Annotated in this window: 13 protein-coding genes; 12 read left to right on the top strand and 1 reads right to left on the bottom strand. The window is 60.4% G+C overall.

Annotated features, from left to right (window positions below):
• Window positions 1-42: 42 nt before the first annotated feature.
• A complete protein-coding gene (gene sbcB, locus ACA373_RS07435; RefSeq protein WP_253460158.1) occupies window positions 43-1470 on the bottom strand; it encodes an exodeoxyribonuclease I in 1428 nt (475 codons plus the stop codon).
• A gap of 391 nt (window positions 1471-1861) precedes the next feature.
• Here sbcB and dacD point away from each other — a divergent pair, with 391 nt between their 5' ends.
• From dacD to ACA373_RS07375, 12 genes are all read left to right on the top strand, one after another.
• Window positions 1862-3031 carry a serine-type D-Ala-D-Ala carboxypeptidase DacD gene (gene dacD / locus ACA373_RS07430; protein WP_301251073.1) on the top strand — a complete coding sequence of 390 codons (1170 nt, stop codon included), beginning with the start codon at window positions 1862-1864 and terminating at the stop codon, window positions 3029-3031.
• Window positions 3032-3186: 155 nt separating this feature from the next.
• The gene (locus ACA373_RS07425) at window positions 3187-4245 is read left to right on the top strand and encodes an FUSC family protein (RefSeq protein ID WP_370734462.1); all 1059 of its coding nucleotides are present in this window, start codon (window positions 3187-3189) and stop codon (window positions 4243-4245) included.
• A gap of 153 nt (window positions 4246-4398) precedes the next feature.
• Window positions 4399-4719 carry a DUF496 family protein gene (locus ACA373_RS07420; protein WP_253460215.1) on the top strand — a complete coding sequence of 107 codons (321 nt, stop codon included), beginning with the start codon at window positions 4399-4401 and terminating at the stop codon, window positions 4717-4719.
• 167 nt (window positions 4720-4886) lie between these two features.
• A complete protein-coding gene (locus ACA373_RS07415; protein ID WP_253460217.1) occupies window positions 4887-6344 on the top strand; it encodes an EmmdR/YeeO family multidrug/toxin efflux MATE transporter in 1458 nt (485 codons plus the stop codon).
• 12 nt (window positions 6345-6356) lie between these two features.
• Window positions 6357-7598: an MFS transporter gene (locus ACA373_RS07410; protein ID WP_253460220.1), complete on the top strand. Its 1242-nt coding sequence runs from the start codon at window positions 6357-6359 to the stop codon at window positions 7596-7598.
• Window positions 7599-7622: 24 nt separating this feature from the next.
• On the top strand, window positions 7623-7862 hold the full coding sequence (locus ACA373_RS07405) for a hypothetical protein (RefSeq protein WP_369895653.1): 240 nt from the start codon (window positions 7623-7625) through the stop codon (window positions 7860-7862).
• Complete coding sequence (gene fes / locus ACA373_RS07400) at window positions 7862-9124, top strand: enterochelin esterase (protein WP_369895654.1); 1263 nt, start codon at window positions 7862-7864, stop codon at window positions 9122-9124. The genes ACA373_RS07405 and fes overlap by 1 nt, the downstream gene beginning before the upstream one ends.
• Window positions 9111-9320 (top strand): MbtH family protein, encoded by a 210-nt coding sequence (locus ACA373_RS07395; protein WP_125288080.1) that lies wholly within the window; start codon window positions 9111-9113, stop codon window positions 9318-9320. The genes fes and ACA373_RS07395 overlap by 14 nt, the downstream gene beginning before the upstream one ends.
• An 8-nt stretch (window positions 9321-9328) precedes the next feature.
• The gene (locus ACA373_RS07390) at window positions 9329-13252 is read left to right on the top strand and encodes an enterobactin synthase subunit F (RefSeq protein ID WP_370734461.1); all 3924 of its coding nucleotides are present in this window, start codon (window positions 9329-9331) and stop codon (window positions 13250-13252) included.
• Window positions 13249-14505, top strand: coding sequence for an enterobactin transporter EntS (entS, locus tag ACA373_RS07385; RefSeq protein ID WP_253460226.1), 1257 nt, complete (start codon window positions 13249-13251; stop codon window positions 14503-14505). Before ACA373_RS07390 ends, entS begins: the two co-directional genes overlap by 4 nt.
• 222 nt (window positions 14506-14727) lie before the next feature.
• Window positions 14728-15906 carry an isochorismate synthase gene (locus ACA373_RS07380; protein ID WP_370734270.1) on the top strand — a complete coding sequence of 393 codons (1179 nt, stop codon included), beginning with the start codon at window positions 14728-14730 and terminating at the stop codon, window positions 15904-15906.
• 9 nt (window positions 15907-15915) lie between these two features.
• Window positions 15916-17529 (top strand): (2,3-dihydroxybenzoyl)adenylate synthase, encoded by a 1614-nt coding sequence (locus tag ACA373_RS07375; RefSeq protein WP_301251064.1) that lies wholly within the window; start codon window positions 15916-15918, stop codon window positions 17527-17529.

Genomic DNA, 17529 nt, shown 5'->3' with positions numbered 1-17529 from the left:
GAACCGCGCCCTTTTTAATTGCCGCTGCCCGTAGCCGAAAAATCAGGAAACCAGTTCGCGAGCGTAATCAAACAGCGCTTTCAGCTGCGTCATCTTCGCCTTATCGCCGTCGTACTGATTAAACAGCATCTCCAGCTCCTGCACATAGTTCTGCACGCGTTCCGGGCTGAGCGCCTCACGGCGATGCTGCAACCAGCGCTTTTGCTCGGCCTCATCCAGCGTGCCGGGGAAGTTGCGCGCCCGAAAGCGGAACAGCAGCTTCTCAATACGCTTATCGTTAAAGGTCAGATCCAGCGCGGGCAGGTTTTCCGGCGTCGTTTGCCGGATAATATTCATGGCGCTGCGATCGGCGTCGCTGAAAAAGCCGTCGTAGAGCTGGGCGTCCACATCGTCAGAAGCCACAAACGGCTCCGCTTCCGCATAGAGCGCCACCACTTTTTCACGCGCCTCCGGGTGCTGACGCAGCAGCGCCAGATTATCCAGGCAGCGCTGACGATCGATCCCCAGACGCTCCGCATCTTCCGGGCGTAACGTATTGGCCGGTGCGACGACCGGACATTTATTGATATGCACCAGCTTGATCGGTACGGGTGCGGCATCGCCCAAATCTTCCCGGCGCGTGTAGAGTCTCTCACGCAGCGCATCGGCATCCAGCGCCAGGAGCGGAGAAATATCCTGGGCCAGATCGCAGGTAATCAGCGCGTTTTTATTGGTGGGATGCCAGGCGAGCGGGGCGATCCAGCTGGTATTACCGCGCTGGGCGCCAAACATGCCGGAGATGTGCATCAGCGGCTTCATCTGCGGAATATCGATAAGCGTCATAATTTTCTGCTTATTACGATGGCTGAACAGAAAATCATACAGGCGCGGCTGCTTCTCTTTTACCAGCTTTGCCATAGCGATGGTTGCGTAAACATCGGACATCGCATCGTGCGCGTTTTCGTGCGCCACGCCGTTGGCTTTGGTCAGATGTTCCAGGCGAAAGCTGGGAAAGCCGTCGTCATTTTCCGGCCACTCGATACCTTCCGGCCTCAGCGCGTAGCAGGCGCGCATCACGTCCAGCAAATCCCAGCGGCTGTTGCCGTTCTGCCAGCTCCAGCCGTAAGGATCGTAAAAGTTGCGGTAGAGCAGATTGCGCGTGACCTCGTCGTCGAAACGGATATTGTTATAGCCGACGATGCAGGTATTGGGCTCGCTAAACAGCTGGTGAATACGCTGGGTGAAAGCGGCCTCGTTCATGCCTTTGGCTTTCGCCAGCTGCGGCGTAATGCCGGTGATCATCACGGCTTCCGGCTGCGGCAGATAGTCGTCCGCAGGCTGGCAGTAGAACACTTCCGGTTCGCCAATAATGTTAAAATCCATATCGGTGCGGATGCCGGCAAACTGCGCAGGGCGGTCCAGCGATGGGCTTTTCCCGAAAGTTTCGTAGTCGTGGAAAAGGAACGTAGGTTGATTGCTTTCGTTTTTCACTGTTTATCTCTGTCCACTTCTGTTTGTTAACTTCCTGAAAACGCAGCGCTCAATCTGATGCTTGCGGTCTTATACGTTCAGTCATATTGGTTGAAATAACCTCAAACTCTTCAATGAAGATAATCTTCACACCCATGCGTGCAGAACCGCGCCCGTAGCGATGCCTGTCCTGACGCCTTTAATGGTAAACCATATTGCGGCTGCCAAAAAGCGGCAGGAGGTTACGCGCTCCTTCCGGTTCTTTTTCTGCAAAGCGTAGCCACTTTCTTATAGAGATCAGGAGGCGGTTTACCCTCCCTAATCTTAATATTTTCTTGCACTTTTTTAATACGTTACGACGGCAGATCCCGTACAACAGGCTGTTTTTTTCCAGTCTATTGAGGATTTACCGTTGAAGAAGCGTCAGCTTGCAAGTATCAGCCTGGTTCTGGCCGTGGTCGCCGTAGCCCATGCTGAAGATAACCCCTTAGCTTTTCCCCTGACCGCGCCCGCTATCGACGCCGCTTCCTGGGTGCTGATGGACGCCACGACCGGTCAGGTGCTGACGCAGGGCAATGCCGACGAACGCCGCAACCCGGCCAGCCTGACCAAGCTGATGACGGGCTACGTGGTGGATCGTGCTATCGACAGCAAGCACATCAGCCGCGACGACATGGTCACCGTGGGTAAAGATGCCTGGGCCGCCGGTAATCCCGTGTTTAAAGGGTCTTCGCTGATGTTTCTTAAGCCCGGCGAGAAAGTCTCGGTACGCGATCTGAGCCGCGGCGTCATTATCGATTCCGGCAACGACGCCTGCGTGGCGCTGGCGGATTATGTGGCGGGCAGCCAGGCCGCTTTTGTCGAGCAGATGAATCAGTATGTGGTTAAGCTTGGCCTTAAAAACACCCATTTTGAAACGGTTCACGGCCTGGATGCGCCGGGACAGTACACCACGGCTGGCGATCTGGCTAAGCTGTCGCGCGCCATTATCTCCGGCGAGCCGGATTTTTATCAGATGTACAGCGAGAAATCGCTGACGTGGAACGGCATTACCCAGCAGAATCGTAACGGTTTGTTATGGGATAAAACGCTGCACGTCGACGGCCTGAAGACCGGCCACACCGAAAGCGCGGGTTTCAATATCATTGCTTCCAGCGTGGACGGCCAGCGCCGACTGATCGCCGTGATCATGGGCGGCAAAAGCCCTAAAGGGCGCGAAGAGCAGGCGCGCAAGCTGCTGATCTGGGGACAGAACAATTTTGATACCGTGCAGCTGTTCCATGCTGGTAAAGAGATCGGCCATGAGAATGTCTGGTACGGCAATCCGCATCAGGTAGCCGTAGGCAGCGATAAGGATGTTTATCTCTCCTTGCCTCGTGAAGACGTCAAAAAAATCAAGGCCAGGTACGTCATTGACCGCAAGGATCTTGAGGCGCCGCTGAAGCTGCATGAGCAGGTCGGGACTATCCAGCTGGTGGATGGCGACAAAGAGCTGGCCTCTTACCCGTTGGTGACGCTGAAACCGGTGGAAAAAGCGGGCGTGATCACTCGCATTACTGACTACATCAAACGCAAGCTGTAACCCCTGATGGCGATCCGCAACGGGTCGCCATTTTGCCTGTTTGTTGAGCTGCTGTTGCACCACTGTTATCGTGAGACGGCAATACGCAAAAAAGCGGGCGAAGCCCCGCAGGGCAGGGTATGATGCCGGAAAATAGCCCGCCCCTGGAGAAAGTTTTGCGTCCCGACAAGCCGCTATCGGCCTTTGAATTCACCCTCTATCGTAACTATCGCACGGTGCACGGCATTCGCATCGCGCTGGCGTTCGTGCTGACGTTTCTGCTGATCCGCCTGTTCTCTATCCCGGAAGGCAGCTGGCCGCTGATTACGCTGGTGGTGGTGATGGGGCCGATTTCCTCCTGGGGTAACGTCTTTCCGCGTGCGATCCAGCGCATCGGCGGTACGATATTCGGCTCGGTTTCGGGGCTGATTGCGCTCTGGCTGGAGCTGTGGTCGCTGCCGGTAATGCTGGCCTGGTGCACGCTGGTGATGTTTTTATGCGGTTTTCTGACGCTGGGCAAGCACCCTTATATGGCGCTGCTGATCGGCATTACGCTGGCGGTGATCTGCGGCGGCGCGCCGGGCGATATGACCATGGCGCTGTGGCGAGGCGGCGACGTGATCCTGGGTTCGGTGCTGGCGCTGTTTTTTACCAGCATTTATCCGCAAAAGGCCTATACCCACTGGCGCATCAAGCTTTCCGATTCCCTGCTGGAAACCGCTAAAATTTACCATGCCGGCTGTTCACCTAACCTGGTGGACAAGCCCCGGCTGACGCGCCCCCTGCAGCGGCTGCTGACCGGCGTGGTGAAAATGCGGTCGCTGATCGATCCCGCCAGCAAGGAAACGCGTATTCCGCGTTCGGTTTTTGAAGGTATTCAGACGCTGAACCGCAATATGGTCTGCACGCTGGAGCTGCAGCTGAACGCCTGGTGGTCCTCTCGCGAAAGCCACCTGATAATGCTGAACGCGCCTACGCTGAGGCGCACCCAGCAGATGACGGAAAATACGCTGCGCGCGCTGTCAAATGCGATAGTGGCGGGCAGCACGGACCAAATCTCCGCCAACAGCGCGGAGCTGGCGGAAATCACCCGCGAGCTGCGGCAGCTGATCAAAGCCTCCAACAGCGACGAGCTGGTGGAAACGCCGATCCACGGCTACGTCTGGCTGAGTCTGGAGATGGCCGCGCAGCTGGAAAGGCTGTCGGATCTGATGCGTCTGGTGCTGCGTAAATAAACGATTAATAACAACTTACTGCGAAAAGCGCCGGTTCGCGCTAAGATAACGCCAGTCCGACTCTACAACTAATCGCCTCGACAGCGGTTCGCCGCTACGCTGAGCGCAATGATAATAATGCCTGCCTTGCAGGCCTGAACAGAAGGTGTTTCCATGGAAAATGCAAAGCAATCCTTTCAGGACGTACTGGAGTTTGTGCGGATGTTCCGTCGTAAGAACAAGCTGCAGCGTGAAATCCACGATATTGAAAAGAAAATCCGCGACAACCAGAAACGCGTGCTGCTGCTGGATAACCTGAGTGAATATATCAAGCCCGGCATGAGCGTCGAAGCCATTCAGGAAATTATCAGCAGCATGCGCAGCGATTACGAAGATCGCGTTGACGATTACATCATCAAAAACGCCGATCTTTCCAAAGAGCGTCGTGAGCTTTCCAAAAGGCTCAAGGCGCTGGGCGAGCCTAAAGCGCAGTAGCCAGGGCTGGAGAACCAAAAAAGGCGATCGACGATCGCCTTTTTCGATCGTACAGGGCACGGCGCTATCCGCAGGGGAAAATCACTTTTCTCCGGAAAAGACTTTGCATATCAGAGCGCCTTTTACCATCATCAGTAGAGTCTTCTCCATTTCTGGCAGGCAGCACTTTGCAAATATTCCGTATTTCTCCGTTAGAGGCCATCAGGCGTACGCCCTGGTATCCCAAAAGACGTTCTTATCGGGTTCTGTTCTGGCGAGAAATCACGCCGCTGGCGGTACCGATCTTTTTTGAGAACCTTTGCGTGCTGTTGATGGGCGTGCTGAGCACTTTCCTGGTGAGCTGGCTGGGCAAGGAGGCGATGGCGGGCGTCGGGCTGGCCGACAGTTTTAATATGGTCATCATCGCTTTTTTTGCCGCTATCGATCTGGGTACCACGGTGGTGGTCGCCTTCAGCCTGGGCAAGCTTAACCGTGAACGGGCCCAGGCGGCCGCCCGCCAGTCGCTGGTGCTGATGACTATTTTCGCCGTGCTGCTGGCAATAGGCATTGAGTTTTACGGCGAGTGGATCATCAATCTTATCGCCGGTAACGCAGAACCGCGGGTAAAAGAGATGGCGCTGATCTATCTCAATATCACCGCATGGAGCTATCCGGCCGCCGCGATTGCGCTGATTGGCTGCGGCGCGCTGCGTGGCGCGGGCAATACCAAGATCCCCATGCTGATTAACGGCGGCATGAATATCCTGAATATTATTTTCAGTACGGTGCTGATCTACGGCTGTTTCTCCTGGAAAGGGATGGGCTTTGTCGGTGCCGGACTGGGGCTGACTATCGCCCGCTATATCGGCGCGGCGGCGGTAATTTATGTGCTGGCTATCGGCTTCAATCCGCGCCTGAAAATCACGCTGAAAAGCTATTTCACCCGGCTCAACACCAATATCCTGATGGAGGTGCTGAGCATCGGCGTGCCCGCCAGTATTGAATCGGTGCTGTTCAACGGCGGCAAGCTGCTGACGCAGGTTTTTGTCGCGGGAATGGGCACCGACGTGATCGCCGGTAACTTTATCGCCTTTTCCATTGCCTCGATGATCAACCTGCCGGGCAACTCCCTTGGCTCCGCCTCAACCATTATTGTCGGCACCCGCCTGGGCAAAGGACAGCTGAAGCAGCCGGAAAGGCAGCTGCGGCATATTTTTTGGCTTTCAACCATCGGGCTGTGCGCGCTGGCGGCGTTGACGGTGCCTTTTGCGGGCATTCTGGCTTCGTTTTATACCCGCGACGAGGAGGTTATCCACGTGGTCAAAATCCTGATCTGGCTGAACGCGCTGTTTATGCCGTTCTGGGCCGCATCCTGGGTTTTACCGGCGGGGCTGAAGGGCGCGCGCGACGCCAGGTTTACCATGTGGGTTTCGCTGTTGGGCATGTGGGGATGCCGCATTGTGGCGGGCTACGGACTGGGCGTGGTACTCGGCTTTGGCGTGGTGGGGATCTGGCTGGGCATGTTTCTGGACTGGATTGTCCGTGGTATCTTCTTCTACCGCCGCATGACCAGCGGACGCTGGCTGTGGAAATATGCGCCCCGGCAGGAGCCGGCCGCTCAGGATTTGGCGCTGTCAAAAAAATAACCGGAAATCACCATGCAATCGCCTACTTCCGCCGGGTCGGAATCGCTGTTTCACCATCGCTCTTTTGTCGCTTTCTGGCTGGCCCGCACCAGCTCCAGTTTCGGTTTTCAGATGCTCTCTATCGCGGTCGGCTGGCAGATTTATGCGCTTACCGGCCGCGCCTTCGATTTAGGCTTAATCGGGCTGGCGCAGTTTCTGCCGGCGGTGGTGCTGGCCTTGCCGGCAGGGCACGTTGCCGATCAGTTTGACCGTCGTCGCGTCGTATTACTGGGGCAGTTTACCGAACTGCTGGCGATTGCCGCGCTGGCGGTGCTGACGCTGATGCACCTGACCAACGAGCTGGTGATCCTGGCGCTGATTTTCGTGCTTTCCATCGCCAAAACGTTAGAGGCGCCGTCGCTGCAGTCCATGCTGCCCGCGCTGGTGCCGCCCTCAATACTGGCGCGGGCGACGGCCGCCAACGCCGCATCGATGCAAACGGCTTCCATGCTTGGCCCGGCGCTCGGCGGCTTTTTATACGTTGCCGGGCCGCAGGCGGTCTATATCACCACTGGCGTACTCTATCTTATCTCCGTCGTGATGGTCAGCCGCCTGCGCTACGACCATGCGCCGCCGCCGCGCACGCCCGCCACCTTCGCCAGCGTCTTTGCCGGGGTGAAATTTATCCGTAACCGGCCGGACGTGCTGGGCGTCATTTCGCTGGATCTGTTTGCGGTACTGCTGGGCGGGGCGACGGCGCTGCTGCCCATTTTCGCCAAAGATATTCTGCATACCGGGCCGTGGGGGCTGGGCCTGCTGCGCGGCGCGCCAGCGGTTGGCGGCCTGCTGGTCGGCTTCTGGCTCAGCCGTCGTTCGCTGGAGCGCAACGTCGGTAAAATCATGTTTGCCTCCGTAGCCGGTTTCGGCGTGGCGACGCTGGTGTTTGCGCTCTCTGAAGAGCTGTGGCTGTCGCTGCTGGCGCTGTTTGCGCTGGGCGGGTTCGATATGGTCAGTATGGTGATCCGCGGCTCGCTGGTGCAGCTGGATACGCCGGATGAGATGCGCGGACGCGTCAGCGCGGTTAACTCTATTTTTATTAATACCTCTAATCAGCTTGGTGAATTTGAGTCGGGGATGCTGGCAGCCTGGCTGGGCGCGGCGCCGGCGGCGGCAGTCGGCGGTATTGGCACGCTGATCGTGGTCGGCCTGTGGATGGCCTGGTTCCCGAGCCTTCGCAAGCGCCAGCGGCTGCACGATCCCGTTTCTTCTTCCTGATCCCACCCTTAATAAGCGCCGTTAATGATTAACGGCGCCGTTACCGCTTTTCTCCCCCTCGTTTTTTTCGCCAGGCTGGCCGCGCCGATAGGTTATCGACAGCCTGTTTTTTCCGTGGTCGCTTCCTTTTTTCCTTATCTTTTCTGCGGGTTAAGACCAGGCGGTACGTCTCGACGGTCTGAAAAACGTGATGATTTCTTATTGCAAATGAAAACCATTATCAATAAAATCGACGCCTTGCAGTTCCTGTTTTCATGGCACTAATGATGGAAGATGATGATATGACAGGCGGTTGGGATAGCGACGCGCAGGCGAGCTGGCAGCACAAGCTGAGCCTGGGGTCGCCAGCGGTCGTGACGGAAGGTGACATCTGCACCGTCACCTTTTACTGGCGGGATCCCGCCGGAACGGAACAGACTTCGCCGGTGCGCCGGGTATGGATTTATATCACCGGCGTCACCGATCATCACCAGCAGCGCGCGCCGCAAAGCCTGCAACGCATCAGCGGCACGGCTATCTGGCAGTGGCAGGTTCGGCTAAATGCGGGCTGGCGAGGCAGCTACTGCTTTATCCCTTCCGTAAACGAAAATGATTTTCCCCCCGAGGCGCTGCAAAGTCCGCCGGACCGCGCGGCGCTGCGCGAAGGCTGGCGCAGGCTGCTGCCGCAGGCGATAGCCGATCCGCTTAATCCCCATACCAGCTGGCGAGGCGGACGCGGCCATCCCGTCTCCGCGCTGCATCTGCCGCAGGCGCCTGTGCAGCCGGGTTGGACAGAGCGCGTTGAGTTCGCTGCGCCGTGCTGCCTGACGTGGGAAAGCAAAAGGCTGGGCAATCAGCGGCGGGTATGGCTTTTCACCACTGGCGAAAGCCAGCCGGAACAGCGCCCGCTGGCCGTGCTGCTGGATGGCCAGTTCTGGGCGGAGCAGATGCCGGTCTGGTCTGCACTGCAGGCGCAAACCGATCGCGGTCAGCTGCCACAGGCGGTTTATCTGCTGATTGATGCCATCGACACGCAGCATCGCGGCGAGGAGCTGACCTGCAATCCCGACTTCTGGCTGGCGGTCCAGGAAGAGCTGCTGCCGCTGCTTGCGCAGCACGCGCGCTGGCGCGACGATCCGGTGACCACCGTGGTGGCCGGACAGAGCTTCGGCGGTCTTTCCGCCCTCTATGCCGCGCTGCACTGGCCGCAGCGTTTCGGCTGCGCGCTCAGCCAGTCCGGCTCTTTCTGGTGGCCGCATCGCCAGCGCACCGGCGAGGACGGCTGGCTGACAGAGCAGCTGATGCAGGGCCGGCTCAGCGTTGCGCCGCTGCGCATTTATCTGGAAGCGGGCCTGCGCGAACCTGTCGTTTTGCAGGCTAACCAGCGCATTTATCCGCTGCTGCAACGGGCCTGCCCGACGCTGCACTATCGCCTTGTTGACGGCGGCCACGACGCGCTGTGCTGGCGAGGCGGCCTGATTAACGGGCTGACCACGCTGTGGCAGTCTGTCCCTGCTAAATCCGGAGTTTCCGATGGAACAGAGTAATCCTTTCGATCGCCCTGAGGGGCCGTTTTTCGTGCTGCAAAATCATCTGGGCTACAGCCTGTGGCCAGCCCACTGCGCCCGGCCCGCTGGCTGGCAGCCGGCGTATGGCCCGGCGACGCAGCACGAATGCAACGACTGGCTGGCGCGCTGGCAAACGCTGACCCCGGCCCATTTTGCGGCGGGAGTCACAGCGTGAAAAGTGAAATGAGCGAGGCGCTGATGCATAAAGTGCAGCAGCAAATGATGCCGCTGGTAGCGGCGCAGTCCGGTATCTGGATGGCGGAACAGCTTTCGTCACAGGTAAACGCCTGGAGCGTGGCGCACTATGTGGAGCTGAACGGCGCGTTGAATGAGCCGCTGCTGCGCAAGGCCGTGGTGTGCGGGATGCAGGAGGCGGACACGCTGCGGATGCGCTTTACCGAAAGGGACGGCGTGCCGATGCAGTGGGTCGATGCCGACGCTGACTTTACCCTGCCGGAGTGCGTCGATCTGCGCCACGAGGCCGATCCCGCAGCGGCGGCGCTGGCGCGTATGCAGCAGGATCTGGATGAGGATTTGCGCATCAGCAGCGGCAGTCCGATCTACCGTCATATTCTTTTTCGCCTGAGCGAAAGCCGCTGGTACTGGTATCAGCGTTTTCATCATCTGGTGGTGGACGGCTTCAGCTTTACCGCCATCACTCGTCGCATTGCGGAGATTTATACTGCGCTTTGCACCGGCAGCGAGCCGAAGCCTTCGCCTTTCGTCCCTTTCAGCGACGTGGTGGAGGAGTACGATCGCTATAGCGCCTCCGCGACCCGCCAGCGCGATGCCGCCTTCTGGAAAGAGCAGGCGAGCCAGCTGCCGATGCCCGCCAGCCTGTCGCCGCTGCCGCTGAACGGACAAAGCGCCACCACGCATCTTATTCGTCAGCATTTGCAGCTGAGCCGCGAAGATTTCCGCGAGCTGCGGGCGCAAAGCCAGCTCAGCGCGTCGGAACTGGCGCTGGCGCTGGTTGCGGTGTGGCTGGGCCGCCTCAGCGCGCGGGCGGAATACAGCGCGGGCTTTATCTTTATGCGCCGCCTGGGATCGGCCGCGCTGAGCGCCACCGGGCCGGTGCTCAACGTGCTGCCGATGGCGATACGGCTCGATCCTCAGGCCACGTTGCCACAGCTGGCGGAGGCGCTGCAGCAGCAGTTAAAAAAAGCGCGTCGTTATCAGCGCTACGACGCGGAGCAAATCCAAAGGGATATCGGCCAGCTGAGCGAGCCGCTGTTCGGCCCGGTCATTAACCTGAAAATGTTTGACTACCGGCTGGATTTTGCCGGTATCGAAGGCGTGACCCACCAGCTGGCTTCCGGCCCGGTACGCGATCTGGAAATCGCGCTCTACCCGGACGAAGAGGGCAACGTCTCGCTGGAAATCCTGGCGAACGCGGAGCGCTATCAGGCGGAAACGCTGCGTGAGCATCTTGCCCGCCTGCCGCTGCTGCTTAGCCAGTTCGCGGGCCATCCGACGCTGTCCTGCGCGCAGGCGACGCTGCTGCACCCGCGTGAGGAAAAGCGGCTGCGGCAGATTAACGATACGGCGATCGAGGTGCCGCAAACCACGCTGAGCAGCCTGATTATGGCGCAGGCGCAGCGCACCCCGGACGCGGACGCGCTGGCGGATGACCAGCATAGTTTTACCTACCGCGAGATGCGTCAGCAGGTAACGGCGCTGGCTCAGGCGCTGCAAAAGCGAGGCGTGCAGGCGGGCGACATCGTGGCCGTGGCGCTGCCGCGTTCGGTATTTTTGTCGCTTGCCCTACAGGCCATTGTGGAGCTGGGCGCCGCCTGGCTGCCGCTGGATACCGGCTATCCGACCGATCGGCTGAGCATGATGCTGGAAGACGCTAACCCGCGTCTGTTAATCACCACCGAAGAACAGCTGGGCCGCTTTGCGCAGCTCGAAAATCTGCAAAGCTTCTGCTACCACCAGCCGTTGCCGACAGTGGATCTTGCGCCTGCTCAGGATCTGTCACGCCCGTACCATACCGCCTATGTGATTTATACCTCCGGCTCAACCGGACGGCCAAAAGGCGTCATGGTCGGCCAGCAGGCGATCGTAAACCGCCTGCTGTGGATGCAGGACCACTATCGATTGACTACCGACGATGTAGTGCTGCAAAAGACGCCGTGCAGTTTTGACGTCTCGGTCTGGGAATTTTTCTGGCCGTTTCTGACTGGCGCGCAGCTGGTGATGGCGCCACCGGAAGCGCATCGCGATCCGCAGGCGCTCCAGGCGCTGTTCAGCCGTTACGGTGTCACAACTACGCACTTCGTTCCTTCCATGCTGGCGGCGTTTGTCACCGCGTTAACCGATGACGAGGCCGTGGCCCACTGTGCTTCTTTACGGCGGGTATTCTGTAGCGGCGAGGCGCTGCCGACCGATCTCTGTCGCCAGTGGCAGGACAAAACGGCCGTGCCGCTGCACAATCTTTATGGCCCGACCGAAGCGGCGGTGGATGTGAGCTGGCATCCGGCCTACGGCGAGGCGCTGGCAAAGGTGACGGGCGCAAGCGTGCCGATCGGTTTTCCGGTCTGGAACACCGGGCTGCGCATCCTGGATGGCAATATGCAGCCGGTACCGCCGGGTATTGCGGGCGATCTCTATCTGACCGGCGTGCAGCTGGCGCAGGGCTATCTGGCGCGAGCCGATTTGACCGCCAGCCGTTTTATTGCCGATCCGGAAGGCGAGGGCGCAAGAATGTACCGCACCGGCGACGTGGCGCGCTGGCTGGAGAACGGCGCAGTGGAATATCTGGGCCGCAGCGACGATCAGCTTAAGATCCGTGGACAGAGGATCGAGCTGGGCGAGATCGATCAGGCGCTGCTGTCGCTGGATAACGTGGCGCAGGCGGTTACCCATGCCTGCGTGCTCGGCAACGCCAGCGCGGGCGGCGGCGATCAACGGCAGCTGGTGGGCTACGTGGTAGCCGCGTCCGGCGAACTGGATACGGCCGCGCTACGCGAGCAGCTTAGCGATCGCCTGCCCGCGCACATGGTGCCGGTGGTGCTGGTGCAGCTGGCGGCTTTCCCGCTAAGCGCCAACGGCAAGCTGGATCGCAAGGCGCTGCCGCTGCCACAGCTGGCCCACGCCGCAGGTCGCGCGCCGGCAGAGGGTGTGGAAACCGTGGTGGCCGAAGCCTTTGCCCGCCTGCTGGACTGCGAGATCCGCTCGGTTAATGATGACTTCTTTGCCCTCGGCGGCCATTCGCTGCTGGCGATGCGGCTGGCGGTCGATCTGCGTCGCCGTCTCGACAGACCGGTGACGCCGGGGCTGATTATGGTGGCGTCCACCGTCGGCGCGCTGGCGGAAAAGCTGACGCGGCAGAGCGAAGAAGAGGCGAGCCGCGCGGGCATGGAAACCATCCTGCCGCTGCGGCGTTCGCACGGCCCCACGCTGTTTTGCTTCCATCCGGCCTCCGGCTTCGCCTGGCAGTTCAGCATTCTGCAACGCTATCTGGACGCGCGCTGGTCGCTGATCGGCATTCAGTCGCCGCGCCCGCACGGGCCAATGCGGCAGGCGGAAAATCTTGATGAGCTTTGCGAGCGGCATCTGGCCACGCTGCGCGAGCAGCAGCCGCACGGCCCTTACTATCTGCTGGGCTATTCGCTGGGCGGCACGCTGGCGCACGCTATCGCGGCGCGCCTGCAGGCGCAGGGCGAAAAAGTCGCCTTCCTAGGGCTGCTGGATACCTGGCCGCCGGAAACGCAAAACTGGTCACAGAATAACCAGCTGGATGCCGAAGTGCTGGCGGAAATCGACCGCGAGCGTGAAGCCTTTATGGCCGCCCAGGCGTCGCTGCGCGAGTCGCTGGCGGCCTCGGCCAGCCAGGCGCTGTTTGGCGCTATCGAAGGCAACTACGGCGATGCGGTCAGGCTGCTGGCGACCGCGAAAAGCCGCCGCTTCGTCGGGGAAGCCACGCTGTTCGTCGCGCAGAAAACGCTGAAGCCGGGGCAGGATGCGCACACCGCGTGGGCGCCATGGCTCGACGCGCTGCAAACCTTCCCGGTGGAATGCGCGCATGTGGATATTATTTCGGCAGAGGCGTTTACCCATATCGGCCCACGCCTTAACCAACTGCTGGATCGGGCAACACAATGAAAAAACAGACCTTTATGCTCAGCCTCAGCCTGCTGAAGACGCACCCTGATTTTCGGGCGGTGTTTATCGCCCGCTTTATCTCTATCCTGGCGCTGGGCCTGCTTGGCGTCGGCGTGCCGGTGCAGATCCAGCAGCTGACCGGTTCTGCCTGGCAGGTAAGCCTGGCGGTCACGCTGACCGGCGCGGCCCTGTTTACCGGTTTGATGCTGGGCGGCGTGCTGGCGGATCGCCACGAGCGTCGGCGGCTGATCCTGTTCGCGCGATCGACCTGCGGGCTGGGCTTTATCGGCCTGTGCGTCAATGCCGCCATGCCGTCCCCGTCGCTGACCGCCATCTACCTGCTGGGCATCTGGGACGGCTTTTTCGGCGCCATCGGCGTGACGGCGCTGCTTGCCGCCACGCCCGCGCTGGTGGGCCGTGAAAACCTGATGCAGGCCGGGGCGATCACCATGCTCACGGTCAGGCTGGGTGCGGTGATCTCGCCGATGGTGGGCGGCGTGCTGCTCGCGGCGGGCGGCGTATTCTGGAACTTCGCGCTGGCGGCGGCGGGCACCTTTATTACGCTGATCCCGCTGCTGCGTCTGCCGTCGTTGCCGCCGCCGCCGCAGTCGCACGCCAGGCCGCTACGGTCGCTGGCGGAAGGCTTTACCTTTCTGCTCGGCCATCGTCTGATCGGCGGCGTGGCGCTGGTGGGCGCGCTGCTGACCATGGCGACGGCGGTACGCGTGCTTTATCCGGCGCTGGCCATTCGCTGGGAGCTGAGCGCGCAGCAGATCGGCTTTCTCTATGCTGCCGTACCGCTCGGCGCGGCCGCAGGCGCGCTGACCAGCGGCAATCTGGCACAGCATCCGCGTCCGGGCAAGGTGATGCTTTTCACCGCCGTCGCCGCTTTCGTCGCGGTAGGGCTGTGCGGCCTGATGCCTTACTGGGAGGCGGGCGCGCTCTGTCTGATGCTGTTCGGCTACCTGAGCGCCCTGAGCGCGCTGCTGCAATACACGCTGATCCAGACGCTGACGCCGGACGCGATGCTGGGCCGTATCAACGGCCTGTGGACGGCGCAAAACGTGATGGGTGACTCGCTGGGCGCGCTGCTGCTGGGCGCGATGACCACGGTGATGCTGCCCGCCACCGCCGCCAGCAGCAGCGGCCTGGGGCTGGCCATCGTCAGCCTGGTGCTGGCCGCCGCCTTCGGTTCGCTCCGACGCTATCGCCAGCCCGCGCCCGCTTCGCCGGGAGAAAGCGTAACTGAATAACATCGGGTTTTAGTCCTTCCTTGCCTGCCCTGGCGGCAGGTAATGCTGCCAAATGATGCTAATAACGGCGCAAACGTTGCGCCCGGTCGCGGCGTGGTGTTTTGCACTGTTTTAAACTGCGAAACGTTGCTTGACATCACAAAGAATTTACTTAAAGTTACGCGGTAATAATGCAAATGATAATCATTATTATACTTTTTATCGTTGTGGCTGGAGGCCGTTATGGAGACGCTTTGCGCTGATGCAGTTAAACCATCAGTTTCTCTCTCATCTGAGAGCTTTTTCTTCGCATCGCCGTGGAAAAGCTTTATCACCACTGGTCGCTTTGCCGAAATTACCTGTCCCGCCGCCGACGGCGACAACCTGCAGGGCGCTTTCCAGCAGCAGGTACACAGCGCCTTTGCCGCGGCCAGGGCCAAAGGGATTACGCGCCCGGTGATGGTTGGCGCCATCCCCTTTGATACGCGCCAGCCTTCCGCGCTATTTATTCCTGAGCGTCATGAGGCATTCTCCCGCCAGCAGCAGCCAGAGTCGGCGCAGCAGGCGAGCTCTGCCGTAGAGCCGGTAATTACCGCGCGCCAGAACATTCCTGAACAGGCTGAATTTATGGAGATGGTGGCGAAAGCAGCGGAAGCGACCGCCCAGCCTGGCCTGGATAAAGTGGTGCTCTCGCGTCTGATCGATATCACTACCGCCGAGCCGGTGCAGGCTACGGCGTTAATGGATCGCCTGATTGCGCTCAACCCTGGCAGCTATCACTTCCATGTTCCGCTGGCCGACGGCAGCACGCTGCTGGGCGCCAGCCCGGAGCTGCTGCTGCGTAAGTCGGGCGAAACCTACACTTCGCTGCCGCTGGCGGGCTCGGCCAGACGCGATCGCAGCGACAAAGCGCGCGATCTTGCGGTAGGCGAAAAGCTGATGTACTCGCAAAAAGATCGCTACGAGCACCGCCTGGTGACCAGCGCCATGTACGACGTGCTGAAACCGCGCAGCCGCTCTCTGGCGGTGCCGGACAAGCCGGAGTTGATCACTACTTCGACGCTGTGGCACCTTGCTACCGCGATTGAAGGCAAAGCCGCAGCGGCTGAGGAAACGGCGCTGTCGCTCGCCTGCCTGCTGCATCCTACACCCGCGCTGAGCGGTTATCCGCACGTTGCCGCTTGCGAGTGGATTGAAAAGCTGGAGCCGTTTAACCGCGAGCTGTTCGGCGGCATCGTCGGCTGGTGCGACGACGAAGGCAACGGCGAATGGGTAGTGACCATTCGCTGCGGCACGCTGGCCGGAAAAAACATTCGCCTGTTCGCCGGCGCGGGCATCGTTCCGGCCTCTTCGCCGGAATCGGAATGGCGCGAAACCGGCGTCAAGCTCAGCACCATGCTGCACGTATTTGGACTGCAATAAGGCTATTTTATGACGATTTCCTATTCCCGCTGGCCCGACGATTTTGCGGCCCGCTACCGTGAAAAAGGCTACTGGCTGGATCTGCCGCTAACGGATATTTTAACTCGCCATGCCGACAGCACGGAAACGGCGCTGATCGACGGCGACCGCGCATACAGCTACCGGCAGCTGGAGAGCGCCAGCACCCGTCTGGCGGCGGCCTTACAGCGTCGCGGCCTGAAGTGCGGCGATACCGCGCTGGTGCAGCTGGGCAACGTGGCTGAATTCTATATCGTGCTGTTTGCACTGCTTAAGCTCGGCGTAGCGCCGGTCAACGCGCTGTTCAGCCATCAGCGCCAGGAGCTGGACGCCTACGCCAGCCAGATTGAGCCTGCTTTGCTGATCGCCGATCGTCAGCACGCGCTGTTCGCCACCGACGACTATCTGCAACCGCTGCGCCAGCGCTATCCGTCGCTGCGTGAGGTGGTGCTGCGCAACGCTCGTGAGGACGATACCTCGCTTGCGGCCTTAATTGACGAGGCGCAAGGCGAGTTTGTCGCTGCGCCTTCCGCCGCTGACGAAGTCGCGTTTTTCCAGCTTTCCGGCGGCAGTACCGGCACGCCCAAGCTGATCCCGCGTACCCATAACGACTACTACTACAGCATCCGCCGCAGCGTGGAAGTCTGTTGCTTTAACGAAAAAACCCGCTATCTCTGCGCTTTGCCCGCCGCGCACAACTATCCGCTCAGTTCGCCGGGCGCCTTCGGCGTGTTTTATGGCGGCGGCCTGGTGGTGCTGGCAGGCGATCCGAGCGCCAACCTTTGTTTCCCGCTGATTGAAAAACACCAGATTACGGCGACGGCGCTGGTGCCGCCAGCGGTCAGCCTCTGGCTACAGGCGATTCAGGAGTGGGGCAGCAATCGGGCGCTTGGCTCGCTCCAGCTGTTGCAGGTGGGCGGCGCGCGCTTAAGCGAAGCGCTGGCGGCACGCATTCCGGCAGAAATTGGCTGCCGGCTGCAACAGGTCTTCGGCATGGCGGAAGGGCTGGTCAACTATACGCAGCTGACCGACGACGAGTGGCACATCTTCTCGACGCAGGGCACGCCGATGAGCCCGGACGATGAGGTCTGGGTCGCGGACGAGCAGGGCAATCCGCTGCCGCAGGGCGAAACCGGACGGCTGATGACGCGCGGCCCGTACACCTTCCGCGGCTATTACCGCAGCCCGGAGCACAACGCGCAGGCCTTTGACGCCAACGGCTTCTATTGTTCCGGCGACCTGGTCTCCATTACGCCGGACGGCTATATCTGCGTGCAGGGCCGCGAAAAAGATCAGATCAATCGCGGCGGCGAGAAAATTGCCGCTGAAGAGATCGAAAACCTGCTGTTACGCCACGAGGCCATTCTGCACGTTGCGCTGGTTTCGATGGAGGACAGCCTGCTGGGCGAAAAAAGCTGCGCCTTTATCGTGGGCAAACGTCCCGTGCGCGCCGTAGAGATCCGCCGCTATCTGCGCGAGCTTGGCGTGGCGGACTACAAGCTGCCCGATCGTATTGAAACCGTTGACGAACTGCCGCTGACGCCCGTCGGTAAAGTGGATAAAAAACGCCTGCGTCAACAGCTGGCCGCCAGCCAGACCAACTGA

It is taken from the genome of Erwinia sp. STN24, from assembly GCF_041320675.1.
GTDB classification, from domain to species: domain Bacteria; phylum Pseudomonadota; class Gammaproteobacteria; order Enterobacterales; family Enterobacteriaceae; genus Erwinia; species Erwinia aeris.
Note: the sequence above shows the minus strand (reverse complement) of the source record. Positions and strands in the feature narration are given on the sequence as shown.

Excerpts from the sequence above, each read along its gene's own strand:
- ACA373_RS07405 (WP_369895653.1), top strand. The coding sequence starts at position 7,623 with ATGATTAACGGCGCCGTTACCGCTTTTCTCCCCCTCGTTTTTTTCGCC.
- ACA373_RS07375 (WP_301251064.1), top strand. The coding sequence starts at position 15,916 with ATGACGATTTCCTATTCCCGCTGGCCCGACGATTTTGCGGCCCGCTAC.
- ACA373_RS07420 (WP_253460215.1), top strand. The coding sequence starts at position 4,399 with ATGGAAAATGCAAAGCAATCCTTTCAGGACGTACTGGAGTTTGTGCGG.
- ACA373_RS07390 (WP_370734461.1), top strand. The coding sequence starts at position 9,329 with ATGAGCGAGGCGCTGATGCATAAAGTGCAGCAGCAAATGATGCCGCTG.
- ACA373_RS07395 (WP_125288080.1), top strand. The coding sequence starts at position 9,111 with ATGGAACAGAGTAATCCTTTCGATCGCCCTGAGGGGCCGTTTTTCGTG.
- fes (WP_369895654.1), top strand. The coding sequence starts at position 7,862 with ATGATGGAAGATGATGATATGACAGGCGGTTGGGATAGCGACGCGCAG.
- ACA373_RS07380 (WP_370734270.1), top strand. The coding sequence starts at position 14,728 with ATGGAGACGCTTTGCGCTGATGCAGTTAAACCATCAGTTTCTCTCTCA.
- ACA373_RS07410 (WP_253460220.1), top strand. The coding sequence starts at position 6,357 with ATGCAATCGCCTACTTCCGCCGGGTCGGAATCGCTGTTTCACCATCGC.
- entS (WP_253460226.1), top strand. The coding sequence starts at position 13,249 with ATGAAAAAACAGACCTTTATGCTCAGCCTCAGCCTGCTGAAGACGCAC.